This window comes from Halorubrum laminariae, assembly GCF_024494655.1.
GTDB lineage: Archaea > Halobacteriota > Halobacteria > Halobacteriales > Haloferacaceae > Halorubrum > Halorubrum laminariae.
The window spans coordinates 1-13,873 of the sequence record NZ_JANHDL010000012.1; the positions used below are offsets into that span (position 1 = coordinate 1).

General features: G+C 63.0%; 16 protein-coding genes. 5 read left to right on the forward strand and 11 right to left on the reverse strand.

Annotated elements, in window-relative coordinates; all coding sequences use genetic code 11:
* Positions 1–523: 523 nt before the first annotated feature.
* The gene (locus NO887_RS15120) at positions 524–853 is read right to left on the reverse strand and encodes a non-histone chromosomal MC1 family protein (RefSeq protein WP_256419046.1); all 330 of its coding nucleotides are present in this window, start codon (positions 851–853) and stop codon (positions 524–526) included.
* Between the two features lie 248 nt (positions 854–1,101).
* On the opposite strand from NO887_RS15120, the gene NO887_RS15125 reads away from it, so the two are divergent.
* Complete coding sequence (locus tag NO887_RS15125) at positions 1,102–1,305, forward strand: hypothetical protein (protein ID WP_256419047.1); 204 nt, start codon at positions 1,102–1,104, stop codon at positions 1,303–1,305.
* Positions 1,306–1,450: 145 nt separating this feature from the next.
* On the forward strand, positions 1,451–2,506 hold the full coding sequence (locus tag NO887_RS15130) for a quinone-dependent dihydroorotate dehydrogenase (RefSeq protein ID WP_256419048.1): 1,056 nt from the start codon (positions 1,451–1,453) through the stop codon (positions 2,504–2,506).
* Between the two features lie 39 nt (positions 2,507–2,545).
* Here the strand turns inward: NO887_RS15130 and NO887_RS15135 are convergent, their stop codons facing one another.
* Positions 2,546–5,218, reverse strand: coding sequence for a valine--tRNA ligase (locus tag NO887_RS15135; protein WP_256419049.1), 2,673 nt, complete (start codon positions 5,216–5,218; stop codon positions 2,546–2,548).
* Between the two features lie 65 nt (positions 5,219–5,283).
* Positions 5,284–5,961: a class I SAM-dependent methyltransferase gene (locus tag NO887_RS15140; RefSeq protein ID WP_256419050.1), complete on the reverse strand. Its 678-nt coding sequence runs from the start codon at positions 5,959–5,961 to the stop codon at positions 5,284–5,286.
* Between the two features lie 160 nt (positions 5,962–6,121).
* On the opposite strand from NO887_RS15140, the gene NO887_RS15145 reads away from it, so the two are divergent.
* Positions 6,122–6,565 (forward strand): DUF2391 domain-containing protein, encoded by a 444-nt coding sequence (locus NO887_RS15145; protein WP_256419051.1) that lies wholly within the window; start codon positions 6,122–6,124, stop codon positions 6,563–6,565.
* A gap of 41 nt (positions 6,566–6,606) precedes the next feature.
* Here the strand turns inward: NO887_RS15145 and NO887_RS15150 are convergent, their stop codons facing one another.
* Complete coding sequence (locus NO887_RS15150; protein ID WP_256419135.1) at positions 6,607–7,122, reverse strand: magnesium transporter; 516 nt, start codon at positions 7,120–7,122, stop codon at positions 6,607–6,609.
* A 140-nt stretch (positions 7,123–7,262) separates the two neighbouring features.
* On the reverse strand, positions 7,263–7,835 hold the full coding sequence (locus NO887_RS15155) for a magnesium transporter (protein ID WP_256419052.1): 573 nt from the start codon (positions 7,833–7,835) through the stop codon (positions 7,263–7,265).
* Positions 7,836–7,974: 139 nt separating this feature from the next.
* Here NO887_RS15155 and NO887_RS15160 point away from each other — a divergent pair, with 139 nt between their 5' ends.
* Positions 7,975–8,553 (forward strand): DUF7090 family protein, encoded by a 579-nt coding sequence (locus tag NO887_RS15160; protein WP_256419053.1) that lies wholly within the window; start codon positions 7,975–7,977, stop codon positions 8,551–8,553.
* 75 nt (positions 8,554–8,628) lie between these two features.
* Here NO887_RS15160 and NO887_RS15165 read toward each other — a convergent pair whose 3' ends face one another.
* Positions 8,629–9,561 carry a DUF7089 family protein gene (locus NO887_RS15165; RefSeq protein ID WP_256419054.1) on the reverse strand — a complete coding sequence of 311 codons (933 nt, stop codon included), beginning with the start codon at positions 9,559–9,561 and terminating at the stop codon, positions 8,629–8,631.
* Complete coding sequence (locus tag NO887_RS18700) at positions 9,561–9,650, reverse strand: hypothetical protein (protein WP_425601549.1); 90 nt, start codon at positions 9,648–9,650, stop codon at positions 9,561–9,563. The genes NO887_RS15165 and NO887_RS18700 overlap by 1 nt, the downstream gene beginning before the upstream one ends.
* A 211-nt stretch (positions 9,651–9,861) precedes the next feature.
* Here NO887_RS18700 and NO887_RS15170 point away from each other — a divergent pair, with 211 nt between their 5' ends.
* Positions 9,862–10,338, forward strand: coding sequence for a hypothetical protein (locus NO887_RS15170; protein WP_256419055.1), 477 nt, complete (start codon positions 9,862–9,864; stop codon positions 10,336–10,338).
* Positions 10,339–10,343: 5 nt separating this feature from the next.
* On the opposite strand, the gene NO887_RS15175 is transcribed toward NO887_RS15170, so the two are convergent.
* From NO887_RS15175 to NO887_RS15190, 4 genes are all read right to left on the reverse strand, one after another.
* A complete protein-coding gene (locus tag NO887_RS15175; RefSeq protein ID WP_256419056.1) occupies positions 10,344–11,525 on the reverse strand; it encodes an aspartate kinase in 1,182 nt (393 codons plus the stop codon).
* 346 nt (positions 11,526–11,871) lie between these two features.
* Complete coding sequence (locus NO887_RS15180) at positions 11,872–12,540, reverse strand: Zn-ribbon domain-containing protein (RefSeq protein ID WP_256419057.1); 669 nt, start codon at positions 12,538–12,540, stop codon at positions 11,872–11,874.
* Between the two features lie 79 nt (positions 12,541–12,619).
* Complete coding sequence (locus NO887_RS15185) at positions 12,620–13,054, reverse strand: DUF2073 domain-containing protein (protein ID WP_256419058.1); 435 nt, start codon at positions 13,052–13,054, stop codon at positions 12,620–12,622.
* Positions 13,054–13,695: an Era-like GTP-binding protein gene (locus NO887_RS15190; RefSeq protein ID WP_049984005.1), complete on the reverse strand. Its 642-nt coding sequence runs from the start codon at positions 13,693–13,695 to the stop codon at positions 13,054–13,056. Before NO887_RS15190 ends, NO887_RS15185 begins: the two co-directional genes overlap by 1 nt.
* Between the last annotated feature and the right edge of the window lie 178 nt (positions 13,696–13,873).

Below are 13,873 nucleotides of genomic sequence, written 5' to 3' on the forward strand. Positions count from 1 at the left end.
CGAATCCCAATAGCAATGGCCTCCGGCAGGATCAACCGGAATGTATACCTCAGTGCCTGGTTCCCGGCACTGAGGGGGTGTTGGCGGGTGTTGACGCGATGTCAACACACCATTGCATGGTCTAGTATGGTGTCCAGTCCCATCCAGCGACCTGGATGACACCGAACGACCATGGCTCACATCAGATTTCCGCTTACGCCGGAGCGCAGGGGGCGAAATCCTCATCTTCGCGGACCTGGTTGTACCCTTCGAGGGGATATAAACCCGTCGAAGCGTTTCAGGTCCAGCGAAACCGGGCCGAGTTGAACGGCCCGAGTTCGCGGATGCGTTCTTCGCATTAGTCACGATGGCCGGGGTATATTTAACCCCGTCGAACTATCGACGCCACGTCATGCGGTTTCATGCCGAGGGAATCCACGGAGAACGGCACGCGGATGAGTCAGAAAGCGGCGTCTGAACTGCCGGTGTTGCCACTAAATCTCGGATACTTTCGTGTGGTTCGGTGAAAAATCGTGCGAGAGAACTACGCTTCGTCGATGTACTCGATCCCCTGTTTCGAGACGTTGGCCTTGGTGATGTCGTTGAGGTCATTGAGCCAGAAGTCGTCGTCTGCGTCGTCGACTTCTGGAGCACTGTCCTTCCACGCCCACCCCTCATACTCGTGGACCTTTTTCGTCCCCTTTTCGCGGAGTCGAAGCGTGATCCGTTCGGCCTCGTCTTCTGACGGGGCAGGGTCGAGGGTTCGCGCCGCTTTGAGCGCGGCCTGCCGAGGCATGTTTCCGGAGAATTCGCTCGATTCTGATCCGTCTTCGTCTCGAAGGGCAAAGTTTCGCTTACCGTCTTCACGTACCATGGTTTATCCTCCATGGGAACCCAGCACACAATCCATAATAAATATATCGGGGAAGTGAAAGCTGATGTGCAAAAGATTTAAATAATAACTCGGCTTGGGCTAGCGATTATCTCGATGTGTAGCCGAAGATTGAGCAGAACGACAGTATTTGACACCCTCCTCGCGCTGCAACGCGAGGCTTTCTCCTTGTACTTCCGTAAACAACACTTATGTAGCTGGTATGGCGAAGTGCGACCAGTACAACCGCGATGGTCCGCAAAAAGAAGCTCAGCCCGAGTGGCGCGAAGGACGACGACGGGAAGTACCACAACGTCCACGTGAACCTCCACGAAGACGAGCTCGCTGTCGCCGGAATGGAGATCGGTGACGAAGTGTTCGTCCGAGTCCGGGACGGGAAAATAATCATTCAGCAAGCGGATTCGAGCCCCGAAGATCTCGAACACGACTTCTGAGTAGCGACCGGATCTCGCGGTACAGGGACTTCTCACCGAGGACGAAGTGTTATGTCGGTGTGCGCGCTGGACGCAAGGACCGGGGTCGACGCTGCAGTGCGCGTCGGTCGGCGGATTGATACCCGCTCGTACTGAGTGGGAGACGATGGACGCGTACGATCTGTTGAAGCCGGCGCTGTTCAGGCTTCCGCCGGAGACCGCACACGGGTTGACACACAGGCTCTTGGAATTCACACAGGGGACACCGGTCACGACGGCGCTCCGGTCCCGATATACGGTCGAAAGCTCTCGCTTAGGCGTGAGCGCGTTCGGACTCGAATTTTCGAATCCGGTGGGGGTCGCCGCTGGATTCGACAAGAACGCGGAGATACCCCGGGCGCTCGCGTCGCTCGGCTTCGGGCACGTCGAAATCGGCGGGATTACAGCCGACCAGCAGCCAGGAAACCCGCGACCACGGCTGTTCCGGCTTGCCGAGGATGAGGCGCTGATAAACCGCATGGGGTTCAACAACGAGGGAGCAGACATCGTCGGGAAGCGACTCGACCGGGACCCACTGCCGGACGTACCGGTCGGGGTGAACATCGGGAAGTCGAAGTCGACTCCACTCTCTGACGCCGCCGACGATTACCGGTACACCTACGAGCGCGTGGCTGACGCGGGCGACTACTTCGTCGTCAACGTCTCCAGTCCGAACACGCCCGGTCTCCGCGACCTCCAGAACCGCGAGGCGTTGGAGGAGATACTTGGATCCCTCGCCGACTCCGGGGCCGACCCGCTTCTCGTGAAGCTCTCTCCGGATCTCCCGGACCCGGCCGTCGAGGAGGCACTCACCGTCGTCGACGAGTGTGATCTGGACGGCGTCATCGCGACGAACACGACCACGTCGCGCCCCGATTCGCTGCGGAGTCCACACGGAGCAGAGCGAGGCGGCTTGTCGGGGAAGCCTATCAGGGACCGTGCCACCGAACGCGTACGGTTCGTCGCCGAACGGACTGATGTACCGGTGATCGGCGTGGGGGGAGTCACGGACGCCGAGAGCGCCTACGAGAAGATACGCGCGGGCGCGTCGATCGTACAGTTGTACACCGGGCTCGTGTACGAAGGGCCGACGATTGCGCGTGACATCAACGAAGGCGTACTCGAACGGCTCAAACGAGACGGATTCGAGACGGTCGAGCAGGCGATCGGGGCGGACCTGTAGTACAGAAGAGAGCGCGAACTCGGAACGAACGCGAGCCTGTTACGCCTCGTCGTTGACGATGACGACGACATCATCGGCTTCGAGCAGCTCTCCGTCGCCTCGGTACTGCCGGGATTTCTCGACAGAGAACTCGTCTGCGAGGAGAGTGAGGCCCGCGACGTGGAGTTCGTCGCCGTCGATCTCATAGTCATCCCGCGCCAGCGCAGCCTCGATGTCGCCGACTTGATCGCCGTACTTCGGGCCGACAGTGGCGTAATCGAGGTCGATTCCCGTGATCACCGTTTCGACGGGTGCGTCGGCTTCGGGGTGGACCGTGAGGTCGGCGACGTGCATGACGCCCGTGATATCGGCCTCGAAGCCGCGGACGTCCGCGTACACCTCGACCGAGTCGAGTTCGGCGTTCAGCGCGAGTTGGTTTTCGCTTTTGTACTTCCGGATGGCACCGACGACGGCGGTCGCTGCCGTGCCGGCGGTCCGGTCGGCGTCGATCCCGAGCGGCTCGGGCCAGTCGGTGAGGTGGATCGAGTCGCTGGCGGCGGCGTCGACGGCGTCGGACGCGTCGACCGCCCCGACGTACATGTCGTGCCACAGTTCCTCGGTGACGTGCGCCAGCAGGGGCGCGAACAGCTTCAAGAAGCGGCGGTGAGCGGTTCGGAGCGTGTACGCTGCGGCGGCGTCGTCACGTTGCTTGGCGATCTCGAGGTAATCGTCACAGAACGTGTTCCAGAAGAAGCTCCGGAGGCCGTCCCGCGCCTTCGAGAACTCGCGGTTTTCGAGCAGGTCGGTAAGCCGATCGATCTCCGCGTCGAGTTCAGCGAGGAGCCACCGATCGAGTTCGTGGAGGTTCACGTCGGCCGGTTCGTCCGGGAACGGCTCCGGAGCCAGCGACTCGACGAGCTTGGACGCGTTCCACAGCTTTCGGATCAGCTTCTCGCCCGCGCGGAGGTCCTTCTCTTTGAACGGGAAGTCGTCGCCGACGGCGGTGCCGGCGGCCCAGTAGCGCGTGGCGTCGACGGGGAACTCTTCGAGCACCGTCTCGGGCTCGACGACGTTGCCGACGGACTTGGACATCTTCTCGCGGTTCTCGTCGAGGACGTGCCCGTTGATCATCGTCTCGCGGAACGGAACCTCGCCCGTGTGTTCGTAGCACTTGACGAGGGTGTGGAACAGCCAGAAGCTGATGATGTCGTGGCCCTGCGGTCGGAGGTCGAACCGGTACAGCTCCGGGTGTTCCATCGTGAACTCCCCAGCCTCGTCGTCCCAGTCCCAGCCGGCGTTGATGAGCGGGGTGAGACTGGATGTGGCCCATGTGTCGAGCACGTCGTCTTCCGGTTCGAACGCCTCGTGGCCACAGGTCGGGCAGGCGTCCACGGGCGGATCGTCAGAGAGGGGATCGACGGGCAGGTCGGCCTTCTCGGCGATGATCTCTTCGCCACAGCCCTCGCAGTACCACACCGGGAACGGAATGCCCGACGAGCGCTGTCGCGAGATGAGCCAGTCCCACTGGAGCCCGTCGACCCAGTGTTCGTATCGGGTGAACATCTTCTCGGGAGACCACTCCATCTCCCGGCCGATGTCGAGGTACTCGTCCGTCTTGTCGAGCATCTCGACGTACCACTGCTCCGTGACGAGGAACTCGACTCCCGTCCCGCAGCGCTCGTGGACGTTGACGGTATGAGTGATGGGGCGGCGCTCCTCGAGCGCGCCCGCGTCGTCGAGGTCGTCGACGATGGCCTCGCGAGCCTCGTCGGAGTGGAGGCCCTCGTACTCCTCGGCGACATCGGTCATGTGTCCGGACTCGTCGATGGCGACCCGGAGGTCGAGGTCGTGGACTTGGTACCACTCGATGTCGTTCTGGTCGCCAAACGTACAGCACATCACGATGCCGGAGCCGGTCTCCATGTCGACGCGCTCGTCGGCGATGATGGGAACTTCGTGGCCGAACAGCGGGATTTCGGCGAACTCTCCGACGAGGTACTGGTTCTCGTCGTCGTCCGGGTGGACGAACACGGCGACACACGCGGGGAGGAGTTCCGGACGGGTCGTCGAGATTGTGAAGGTTTCAGCCTCGGTGGCGGTGTCACCGGCCTCGTCGTCCCGCGCGACGGGGAACGTGATATCGTGGAAGTGGCTGTCCTGCTCGTCGTCTTCGGTCTCGACCTGCGAGATTGCTGTCTCGCACTCGGGACACCAGATCGCGGGGGCTTTCTCGCGGTACTCGCGTCCCTGCTCGTACAGGTCGACGAACGACAGCTGGGAGACGCGCTGGACGCGTGGCTCGATCGTCTGGTACGTGTGGTCCCAGTCGACGGAGACGCCAAGCGACTGGACATTATTCGTGAACTGCTCCTCGTAGTCGGCACAGACCTCCCGGCACTTCGCTTGGAACTCGCGTCGCTCGAAGTCCTGGTGTCTGATGTCGAGTTCGTCCTCAGTCAGGCGTTCGGACGCGATCCCGTTGTCGTCGTAGCCGAACGGGAAGAACGTGGCACCCCCGTTCATGCGCTCGAAGCGCGCGACGAAGTCCTGGAGCGTGAATCCGTAGAGGTGACCCATGTGGAGGCTCCCCGACACCGTCGGCGGCGGGGTGTCGATGGAGAAGACGGTGTTCGGATCGACCGGGTCGTCGGGGTACGCGTACGTCTCCTCGTCGACCCATCGCCGCTGCCAACGCGGCTCGACGGCGTCGGGGTCGTACTCACCACTGGGCATTTCACACGCACGTTCCGGTGGTTCCCTCTTAACGGCCTCGGTTGTGTAGAAGACGATCCGAGATCTCAGGGTGCGACGCCGACGGTCAAAAGCGTCCCCCACGTTCGATATCGATCGATCATCTCCTCGCGGGAGTCCCAGTCGTCGGTCGGAAACGCTGACTCGGGCGGGATATCGATTTCGCGATCCGGGACGGCGTCCTGTTCGGCGACGTACAGCCCGGCCTCTCTGAATGCCTCGCGGTACGCCGCGCGCGACCAGAGCGTCATCTCGACGGAGATGTTCTCCTGCCACGCGTGCGTGGTCTCGCTCTCCTCGAAGAAGTTCACCGCGCAGTAGAACGTTCCGCCGGGTTTGAGCACGCGCCGGATCTCTTCGAGCGTATGGACCGGATCGCTGGCGTAGTAAAACGCCTCCATCGAGAAGACGTGATCCAGCGAGTCGTCGGCGAAGGGGAGGTCGTCGAAATCGCCGACGAGGAACCCAATCGCGTCGTCGTCGGTGTACCCGCGGGCGTTTCGCGTCATCTCGGGCGCGCCGTCGAGGCCGTATCCGCGACCTACCCCGCGCTCGCGAAGCGCGCGGAGCGCGTAGCCGGAGCCGGTGCCGAGATCCAACACGGCGTCACCGGACTCGACCGGCATCCGCGCGAGGACGTGTTTCGCGGTGTGCCAGTGTCTATCTTCCATGCCGCGGTCGCGTCCCGACGCCGCCCAGTCGTCGAACTCCTCTCGGACACTCATGCGTGCACGCACGCGCGGACAACTGAAAACCGGTTCGGAGGCGGACGAGGGTGGAAACGGGTGATCGGATCGGGAAGCCGCAACGGCGAGAACGGGGGCCGTCTCGCGGACTGCCCGTTGGAGCGTCGGCATTTTAACCATGGCCGTTCCTTCGTAGGGTATGAAGCGACCGCGAGCGCTCCGGCGACCGCAGTTCCGGGTGGCCGACATGGCCCAGCAGGCGGTCGGCGGCTTTCTCCTTGCGGGCCCGTTCGTGGTCACCGAGGAAGTATGGGTGCTCGCGGCCGGGATGAACTGGATCCAAGGGGCCGCGACGGCCGGCCTCGTCGGGTTGATCGGATACGCCGCGCTGTACCGTGCCGACACCGGCCGCGACGTCGACGACGAGCCGGACCTCATCGGGATCCCGACTCGGTTCGTCTCGTTGATGTCCGTCGCGTTCGGCTCCGTGCTCCTGCTCGCGATGCTTTTCGACGCGCCGGAGACCTTCCTCGTCGAAGCGGGGATCGGCGACGGCGCGGTGTGGGCGACGATGGCGAAGGCCGTCTCGGTCGGAGCCATCTTCAGCGTCGTCGGGGCCGCAACCGCCGACAGCGTGTTCTGACGGGACACGCCGTCGGCCGGGTCACGGACGATCCGAACGGGTCAGACTACCAGCGTGACGATACCGAAGAGGATCAACACGCCAGCGATGTCACAGACGTTGGTGACGACGGGAATGGTCGTATCGTCGGGATTGAGCCCGACGCGATAGGACACCTCCACTGCCGCGACGCTCGTGATCACGACGAGCCCCGCGAGGAGCATTCCCGACGACAGCGAGACGAGGAGAACCTGCCCGAGACCGAGTGCACCGCCGAGCGCGAGGCCGATCGCCCACGCAGCGACGCCGACGACCCCGAAGACGGTCGCCGCGAGCGCGAAGACCGCGCCGGCGTTCGCACGCAGCTCCGGGTTGGTGACGCTCAGCTCGTAGGTTCCGAGGTGTAGCTGGGTAGTGAGGCGCGAGCAGGTGATCGACGCGAGGTTCCCCGCCGTGCCGATCTGCACCGGAACAAGCACGAGGAGAGCGGGGTAGCGTACCAGCGTAGCCTCGTACGTCTGGAGGACGGTCCCGGAGACGAGCTGAAGCACGGAGAGGATCGCCAAGAGCGGGATCATCGTGCGGACGATCCGTCGGATCGACCACTCGTCGGGGATCGAGCGGTCCGCGCTCGGCGAGACGTCACTGGGCGAGGCGTCGCCGCCGGGAGCGCGTGAGACGTCATCGACGGCGTTCGGCGAGGCGTCTTCGCTCGCACTCATATCACGGCCCCCACGAGGGCGACGCCGACGAGCAGGAACAAGACGCCGAAGACGTCACCGAGGGTTGTCACGACGGGGCCGATCACGTTGTCGGGGTCAAGTCCGCGGCGGTATCCGACGAAGATGACGGTGATGAGGACCGATATCATGAGCACCGCCGAGAGGAGCCCAGCGACGACCATGATCCCGACGAGTTCGAGGAGGCTCCCGTCGGAACCGAGGAGGCCGAGCCAGAGGTACGTGACGACCGCGATGAACACGGAGACGGTCATCCCGTTGATAAAGGAGGCGACGATCGCGTTCGTGAGTCGCCTGTCGAGCTGAAACCGAGGCTCGATGAGTCCCTGGTGGAGGCCGGTCGAGAGGCGCGCCCCGAGCGAGCCGTACACGCCGCCGCGGGTCGCGAGAAAGGCGGGCAACAGCAAGAGGAGTCCGGGCACGTCCGCGATGAACGACCGCATCGTCTCGGTTCCGAGTATCGTCCCCGCGAACAGCCCGGCGACGAGGCTGACGAGGACCACGGGAAGCGCCTGCCGGTAGACGTCGCGAGCGGTCGCGTGGCCGGGCATCGAGTGTACCCTCGTGGGGAACGCTGAAAAAACCGACCGAGTGTGTGCGGGCAGTCGGCGGGACGGACCGCACCCGACGGCTCGCACCGCCGTCCGTCGCGTCCCGCACGGTTAAGTCGATCCGTCGACTTCAGTGGGTATGGACTACTCGCTCGCCATCGAGAACGGGCCGGAAACGATTCCCGGTGGCACGGGACTCCTGCTCATCCACCCGAGTATCGGCGAGACGGACCGGATCGACACGGACTTCCTGAAGACGGACACGGACGCGTTCCTCGTCGTCTCCACGCGGACGACCGCCCGCGAAGTCGAACAGAAACTGGAGTACTACGACGTCGACGAGACGAAAGCGACCATTCTCGACACGCTCTCCGTCGAGCGAGGATACTCCCGTCGGTCCTCAGAAGACGTGTACTACGTCTCAGCGCCCGACGACCTCGACGGAGTCGTCGATCGGGTCGAGCGATTCCTGACCGAAAACGAGGGGAAGCGGCGCGTCTCCGTCGACTCGGTCACGGAGATGGCGTACTACGCCGACGACGAGGCGGTGTACGAGGCCGCGAGCGACATCCTCGACCTCCTCGACGAACACGACGCGGTCGGGATATTCCATCTCTCAGAGGAGGTCCACGAGGTCGCGACGCTCGATCGGTTCCGAGATCTGTTTGAGGGGATCATCGAACTGGACGGAGACGGGGGCGTTTCCGTCGATATCTGAGCGCGCGTTCGAGAGCGCTGCCGGGATCGATCGGGAGGACAGACCGAGAGACCGGATCAGAAAATCAGTCAACGGTCAGTCGTCGGTCTCGCCGATCATCGAATTGAACGTCTTCTCCGCCCACATTACCGCATACGACGCGCCGCGATCCCTGTAGGCTGCGGTATCGAGCGCGGCGAACGGCGCGGGCAGATCCAGCCCGTGTCGGACCGCCGAGCACGCGTACTCGGTCGCGCTCGCGAAGTCCGTTTCGCCGCGAGCGACCTCGGCGGGGAGGTTCCCGAGACGCCCCTCGAGGCGGTCGCCGGCGTCGACCCACGCGTCGAACAGTCGAGGGCGGGGAACCGGGTGAGAGTTCGTTGGATCCGGCGCGTCGGTCGCCGTGTCCGCCCACGAGGCGAACACCTCTCGCGTGTGCAGTCCGACCCACGCGTCGAACAGCGCGGTCGCGATCTGAAAGACGTCAGCCGGGCTCTGTCCGGTCGTCGATTCTCCCGTCTCCGGGTCGGGGCGGCGAATCGCGGCGTCGAGATCGCGGTACCGCTCGCCGAAGAACGGGAGGAAACTCTCCGAGAGGTGTGTGGACCCCTCCGTGTGAGTGGGCGGTGTCGCGTCCGGGAGCGCCCCCGGCGCGGGCTCGACCCCGATCTGGACCAGCCGGTCGGCGATCAGGAACGCGAGGAAATCGTCCGGCGTCTCCGCTGCTCGGGCTTTGACCAGCACCGCCTGCGGATCCGTCTGAGTAGTTCGGACGACAGTTCCACCGCCGGGAAGCCCGACGGTGAAGGTGGGTCCCGCATACGTCCGGAGCAGCTCCGGGACCTCGGCCGGAAGCCACTCCGACGGAAACGAGGCGGGATCAAGGCCGTCGACGAACAGACCAATATCCTCTGCCGCGGCTGGCGGGAGCGTCTCGAAATCGGCGTCGACGTCAAGGACCGGCGAGCCGGGTGCGTGCTGGTCCCGGACCGCGTCGAGATCGTCGTCGAGCGGGCGGGAGGAGAACATCAGCCGAAGACGTACGAGAGGATGATGAGAACCGACACGACGGCCGAGACGCCGATCGTACCGAGCACGATCTGAGTTGCTTTGTTCATGCCTCTCGTCGGATATCCCATCGCTTAAATCCACTCACTCGGCGCGAGTCGGGAGTGTGGGATGGGACATCCGGGCGATGAGAGTGACGTACAGTTTGACGTACGGTTGTGCGGTCAGGCGACCATGCAGCAATCCACCATGCGGCCAGACAGCAACTCGACCGCTCGGACGCAGGATCGGTTTTATACTGACGCTCGGAGTGATCACGGTATGCGGATTCGCGACGCACTGGAGTCCGACAGCGACGCCATCGCCGCGGCGACCGATCGACCGCGGAGCGTCGTGATCGACACCATCCACGACCGATCGGTTCGGGTAGCGGTTACGGACGGGGAAGAGGGGCAGTCGAACGAGGATTCCGAATCGAACGAGGATTCCGAGTCGAACGAGTTCGACCGAAATTCCGACGAAGAGGAAGTGATCGGATTCATCGCGTTCGACGCGCGCGCGGACACGGTCCACGTGAGTGACTTCGCCGGGGACGATGCCGTAGTCTCCCGGTTGCTCGATGCGCCTCGCCGATTCGCGAACCGGGAGGGAATGGATCTCGAGGTCGTCGTCCGGGTCGACGACGACCGTTCGATGGTATCCGAGATGGGCTTCGAAGCCGTGGGGTCAGGGCCGCGGTTCGGCGGTCGAGAGACCGTCCGATACCGGATCGAGGCGGACGAACTCGACGTGAAGTAATCGTGTCAGTCGAATCGCTGCTGGACGATTTCGAGCGCGTCTTCCCGGTCGTCCCAGTCAACGAACACGGCGACGGACGTGGCGCTCGTGATGAGGTCGATGATGTTGATGTTGGCCTCCGCGATCGGTGCGATGATGTCCTGAATGACGCCGGGGCGGTTAGGTAGTTCTCCGCCGGTCACGCGGATGACCGCTATCGGATCGGCGACGGTTACGGACGAGAGGGTCTCGTCGGTGACGACCGCCTCGTGGAGCAGCGCCTCGGCGGTCTCGGCCATGTCGACGTCGACGTAGAATGTGACCGAGTCCATGCCGGAGGCGACCGCGTCGATGTTGATATCCTCTTCGCGGAGCGCGCTCGCGAGCTGTGAGAGGATTCCGGATCGGTTTCGGATCGCTCGCCCGGCGATCGTGAGACACGCGAGCGGCTCCTCGCGCATGTCGATCAGGCTCTCGAACTGGCCCTCGATGCGTGTGCCGCCACGGAGCAGGTCACCGTGTTGGTAGTGGACGACCCGAACGTCCAGGTCCTCGTCCTTGTACGAGAGCGCCGACGGTGCGACCACCTCCGCGCCACGGAACGAGAGATTCCGAAGTTCGTCGACCGTGATCTGGCCGACGTTTCGCGCCCCCTCAACGACGCGCGGGTCGCCGGTCATCACGCCCTCGACATCGGTGACGATCACGACTTCGTCCGCGTCCATGTAGTTGCCGAGCATGACGGCGGTCGTGTCGGAGCCGCCGCGACCGAGCGTGGTGACGTTGCCGTCGTGGTCCTCGGCGAGGAACCCGGTGATGATCGGGACGACACCGTCCATCCGCGAAGCGATCTCCTTCGCGCGCTTTTTGGTCTCCTCGATGTCGACCTCGCCGACCTCGTTCGTGATGACGGGCCAGTCCGGATGGCCGGGCTCCAAGAACACCGCGTCGATGCCGCGGACTGAGAGCGCCGCCTTCAGCATCCGGACGCTCGTCCGCTCGCCCATCGAAACGATCTCCGCTCGGTCGGCGTCGTCCGTCTCGAAGGTGATGTCGTCGAGGAGGTCGTCGGTCGTTGACCCCATGGCGCTCGCGACGACAGCGATCTCGTGACCGGTCTCAACCGCGTTCGCGACCGAATCAGCGGCGCGCTCGATCCGGTCACCGCTCCCGAGGCTTGTCCCTCCGAACTTGGCGACTACGCGCATGCGGACACCCCGCGGAACTCGTTCTGCTCGTGATGGGACTCGTTCTGCTCGTGAACGTCGTGAACTGTCCTTGATTCCACGAGAAACGCACGGGGGGTGAAGCATCGTCGAACCGACGGGGAACTCGACCGGAAGCCGCCGTCCGCAACGTGATCGGTAAACATGCGCACCAATATCAGGGGGAGCCGCATAACTGTGTCTTCTTCGACATTGGAAGGAAAAATGACAAATACGCAAAATATAGACGAGATGATTGGAGAGAAATAATACATACGATCTTTTTTGAGAGATCAAGTCGAACGAATATCAGTTACAGCGATAAGAGGTACCGGAACAGCAAGATGAACTACTCGTTGTCGATACCCCACGCGTCGGGCATCTCGATGACGTACCGCCCGTCCTCTTGGAGCGAGATGATGTACTCCTGTCGGTCGTACAGCTCCATCAGATTGAGCTCGTACTGTCCCGGACTCACGATCCGAATGCTCTCGAACTGCTCGTTGAGTTCCGCCCGGAGGTTGTCGATATCCGGCCTCGATTCCTCGGGTAGGCCGGAGTCGTTCGAATTCGCGGCCTCGGAATCCGGAGAGTCAGAGGTATCGCGGCTCGCTCGGTCGAGTTCATCGGGGGAGACGACATCAGAGCGAGCGCTCGCCTGAGCGGTGTCCTCTTCGGTGCGTTCGCGGATCTGCTCAGAGTCGTCCGTAGACGCATCGTCAGGTGGTGAAGGCGTGGAGTTCGAGGCTGACGCAGACGGAGGCGCTGTAGACGACGTATCGGAAGCGGACGACGTGTCAGAGGCGGACGACGTGTCGGAAGCGGTCGGCTGAGTCGTCCCAGCGGTCGACTGATTGGGTCCAGTCGGTTGGTTTCGATCAGAGGTGGTGTCCTCCGGATTCGACGTGCTCTCCGGTTTGAACTGGAACTTGTTTCCACCGCAGTCCGGGCAGCCGGAAAGCATCTCTTTGGAGCCATCGGGGAACGTCCGGCCGCAGGTGGTGCATTGGTGTGGCATTTATTTGGTGGATTGTGGGGTCGCTGGGATCTGTGTTGGCGGCGGCGTCTAGCCGAGTGAATTTCGTCGTGTGCGTTCGTTATTTGCGAGAGACGAGGGTACTGATGAGGTTCTCGTCTTTATGTAGTGTCTCGATGCGGTTGGCCGGACCGATGACGGTGAGTTTCTGTGCCGACTCGCGTCCCATCAGCTTATCGAGGAAGCTCTGGTCGTTTGCCTCAGCTTTGGGGTAGGTTTCGATCTCGATCCCGGTGAAGTCGTCGGGACTGATCTCGGTCATCGTCACCTCGATCAGCTTCGATTCCTCGTCCGGAGAGAGGCCCTCCTCTAAGATGACTATGTTGCCGTCGCGGACGCCGTCGAGGATGAGCCGGATCTTCTCCATGCCGGTCAGCCCCTGCATTCGAGCCCCGCTTATCATGTCGATACGGACGCCGCTATCGGACTCCCCGTCGGACGGGGGGCCGTCAGCGGGAGCATCACCGCCGTCGACGTTGGGGGTAGGTCCAGGCATCAGCCGAAGTACTCCGCGATCTTCGTGTACACTTCGTCCATGTTCTCGCCTTCGAGCGCCGACAGCGGAATCGTCTCGTGTTGCGGGAAGGCATTCGCGATCTGTTTGACATCCGAGTCGGGGAGATCCGTCTTGTTGGCGAGGATGAGCGCGGGCAAGTCCTGTGACTCGATGATCCCAATGAGCATCGTGTTCACTTGGGTGAACGGATCGGTCGTGGAGTCGAGCACGTAGATGACGCCGTCGACATCTTCACGCAGCCAGTGCATCGCCTCCGCGACACCCTCCGTAGCCTCGCGAGAGCGACGGACGGCGTCGTCTTTGTCCATGTCGTGGTCGAGGAACTCCTTGTAATCGACTTTCGTCGTCACGCCGGGCGTGTCGACAATGTCGATCGTGACTTTCCTCCCGTTCCGTTCGATCTCGACGTTTTCTTTGCGACGAGCGCGTCGAGTTTCGTGTGGAATGTGGCTCTCCGGCCCGACGGCGTCTCCGGTCCAATCACGCGCGATCCGGTTTGCTAAGGTCGTTTTTCCGGCGTTCGGCGGTCCGTAGATCCCGATTCGTTTGGGTTCCTCGGCCGCGAACAGCCCGTCCGTGACCCGTGATATACTGTCTTTGAGATTCGTTAGCAGTCCCATCCTGACCTCCAAATTCTGTGTTCTCTCCCGAACACTCCGTGCCGCGTGGTATCACTCGACACAATGTATCTGCCGACGGTTCGGGGAATTGTCGTAGAATCCACGCCCCTCTCACTTAACAACTGCGTCAGACACACCGAACCGAGTCGAGGGACGACAGGACGGACATCGTCTTGGC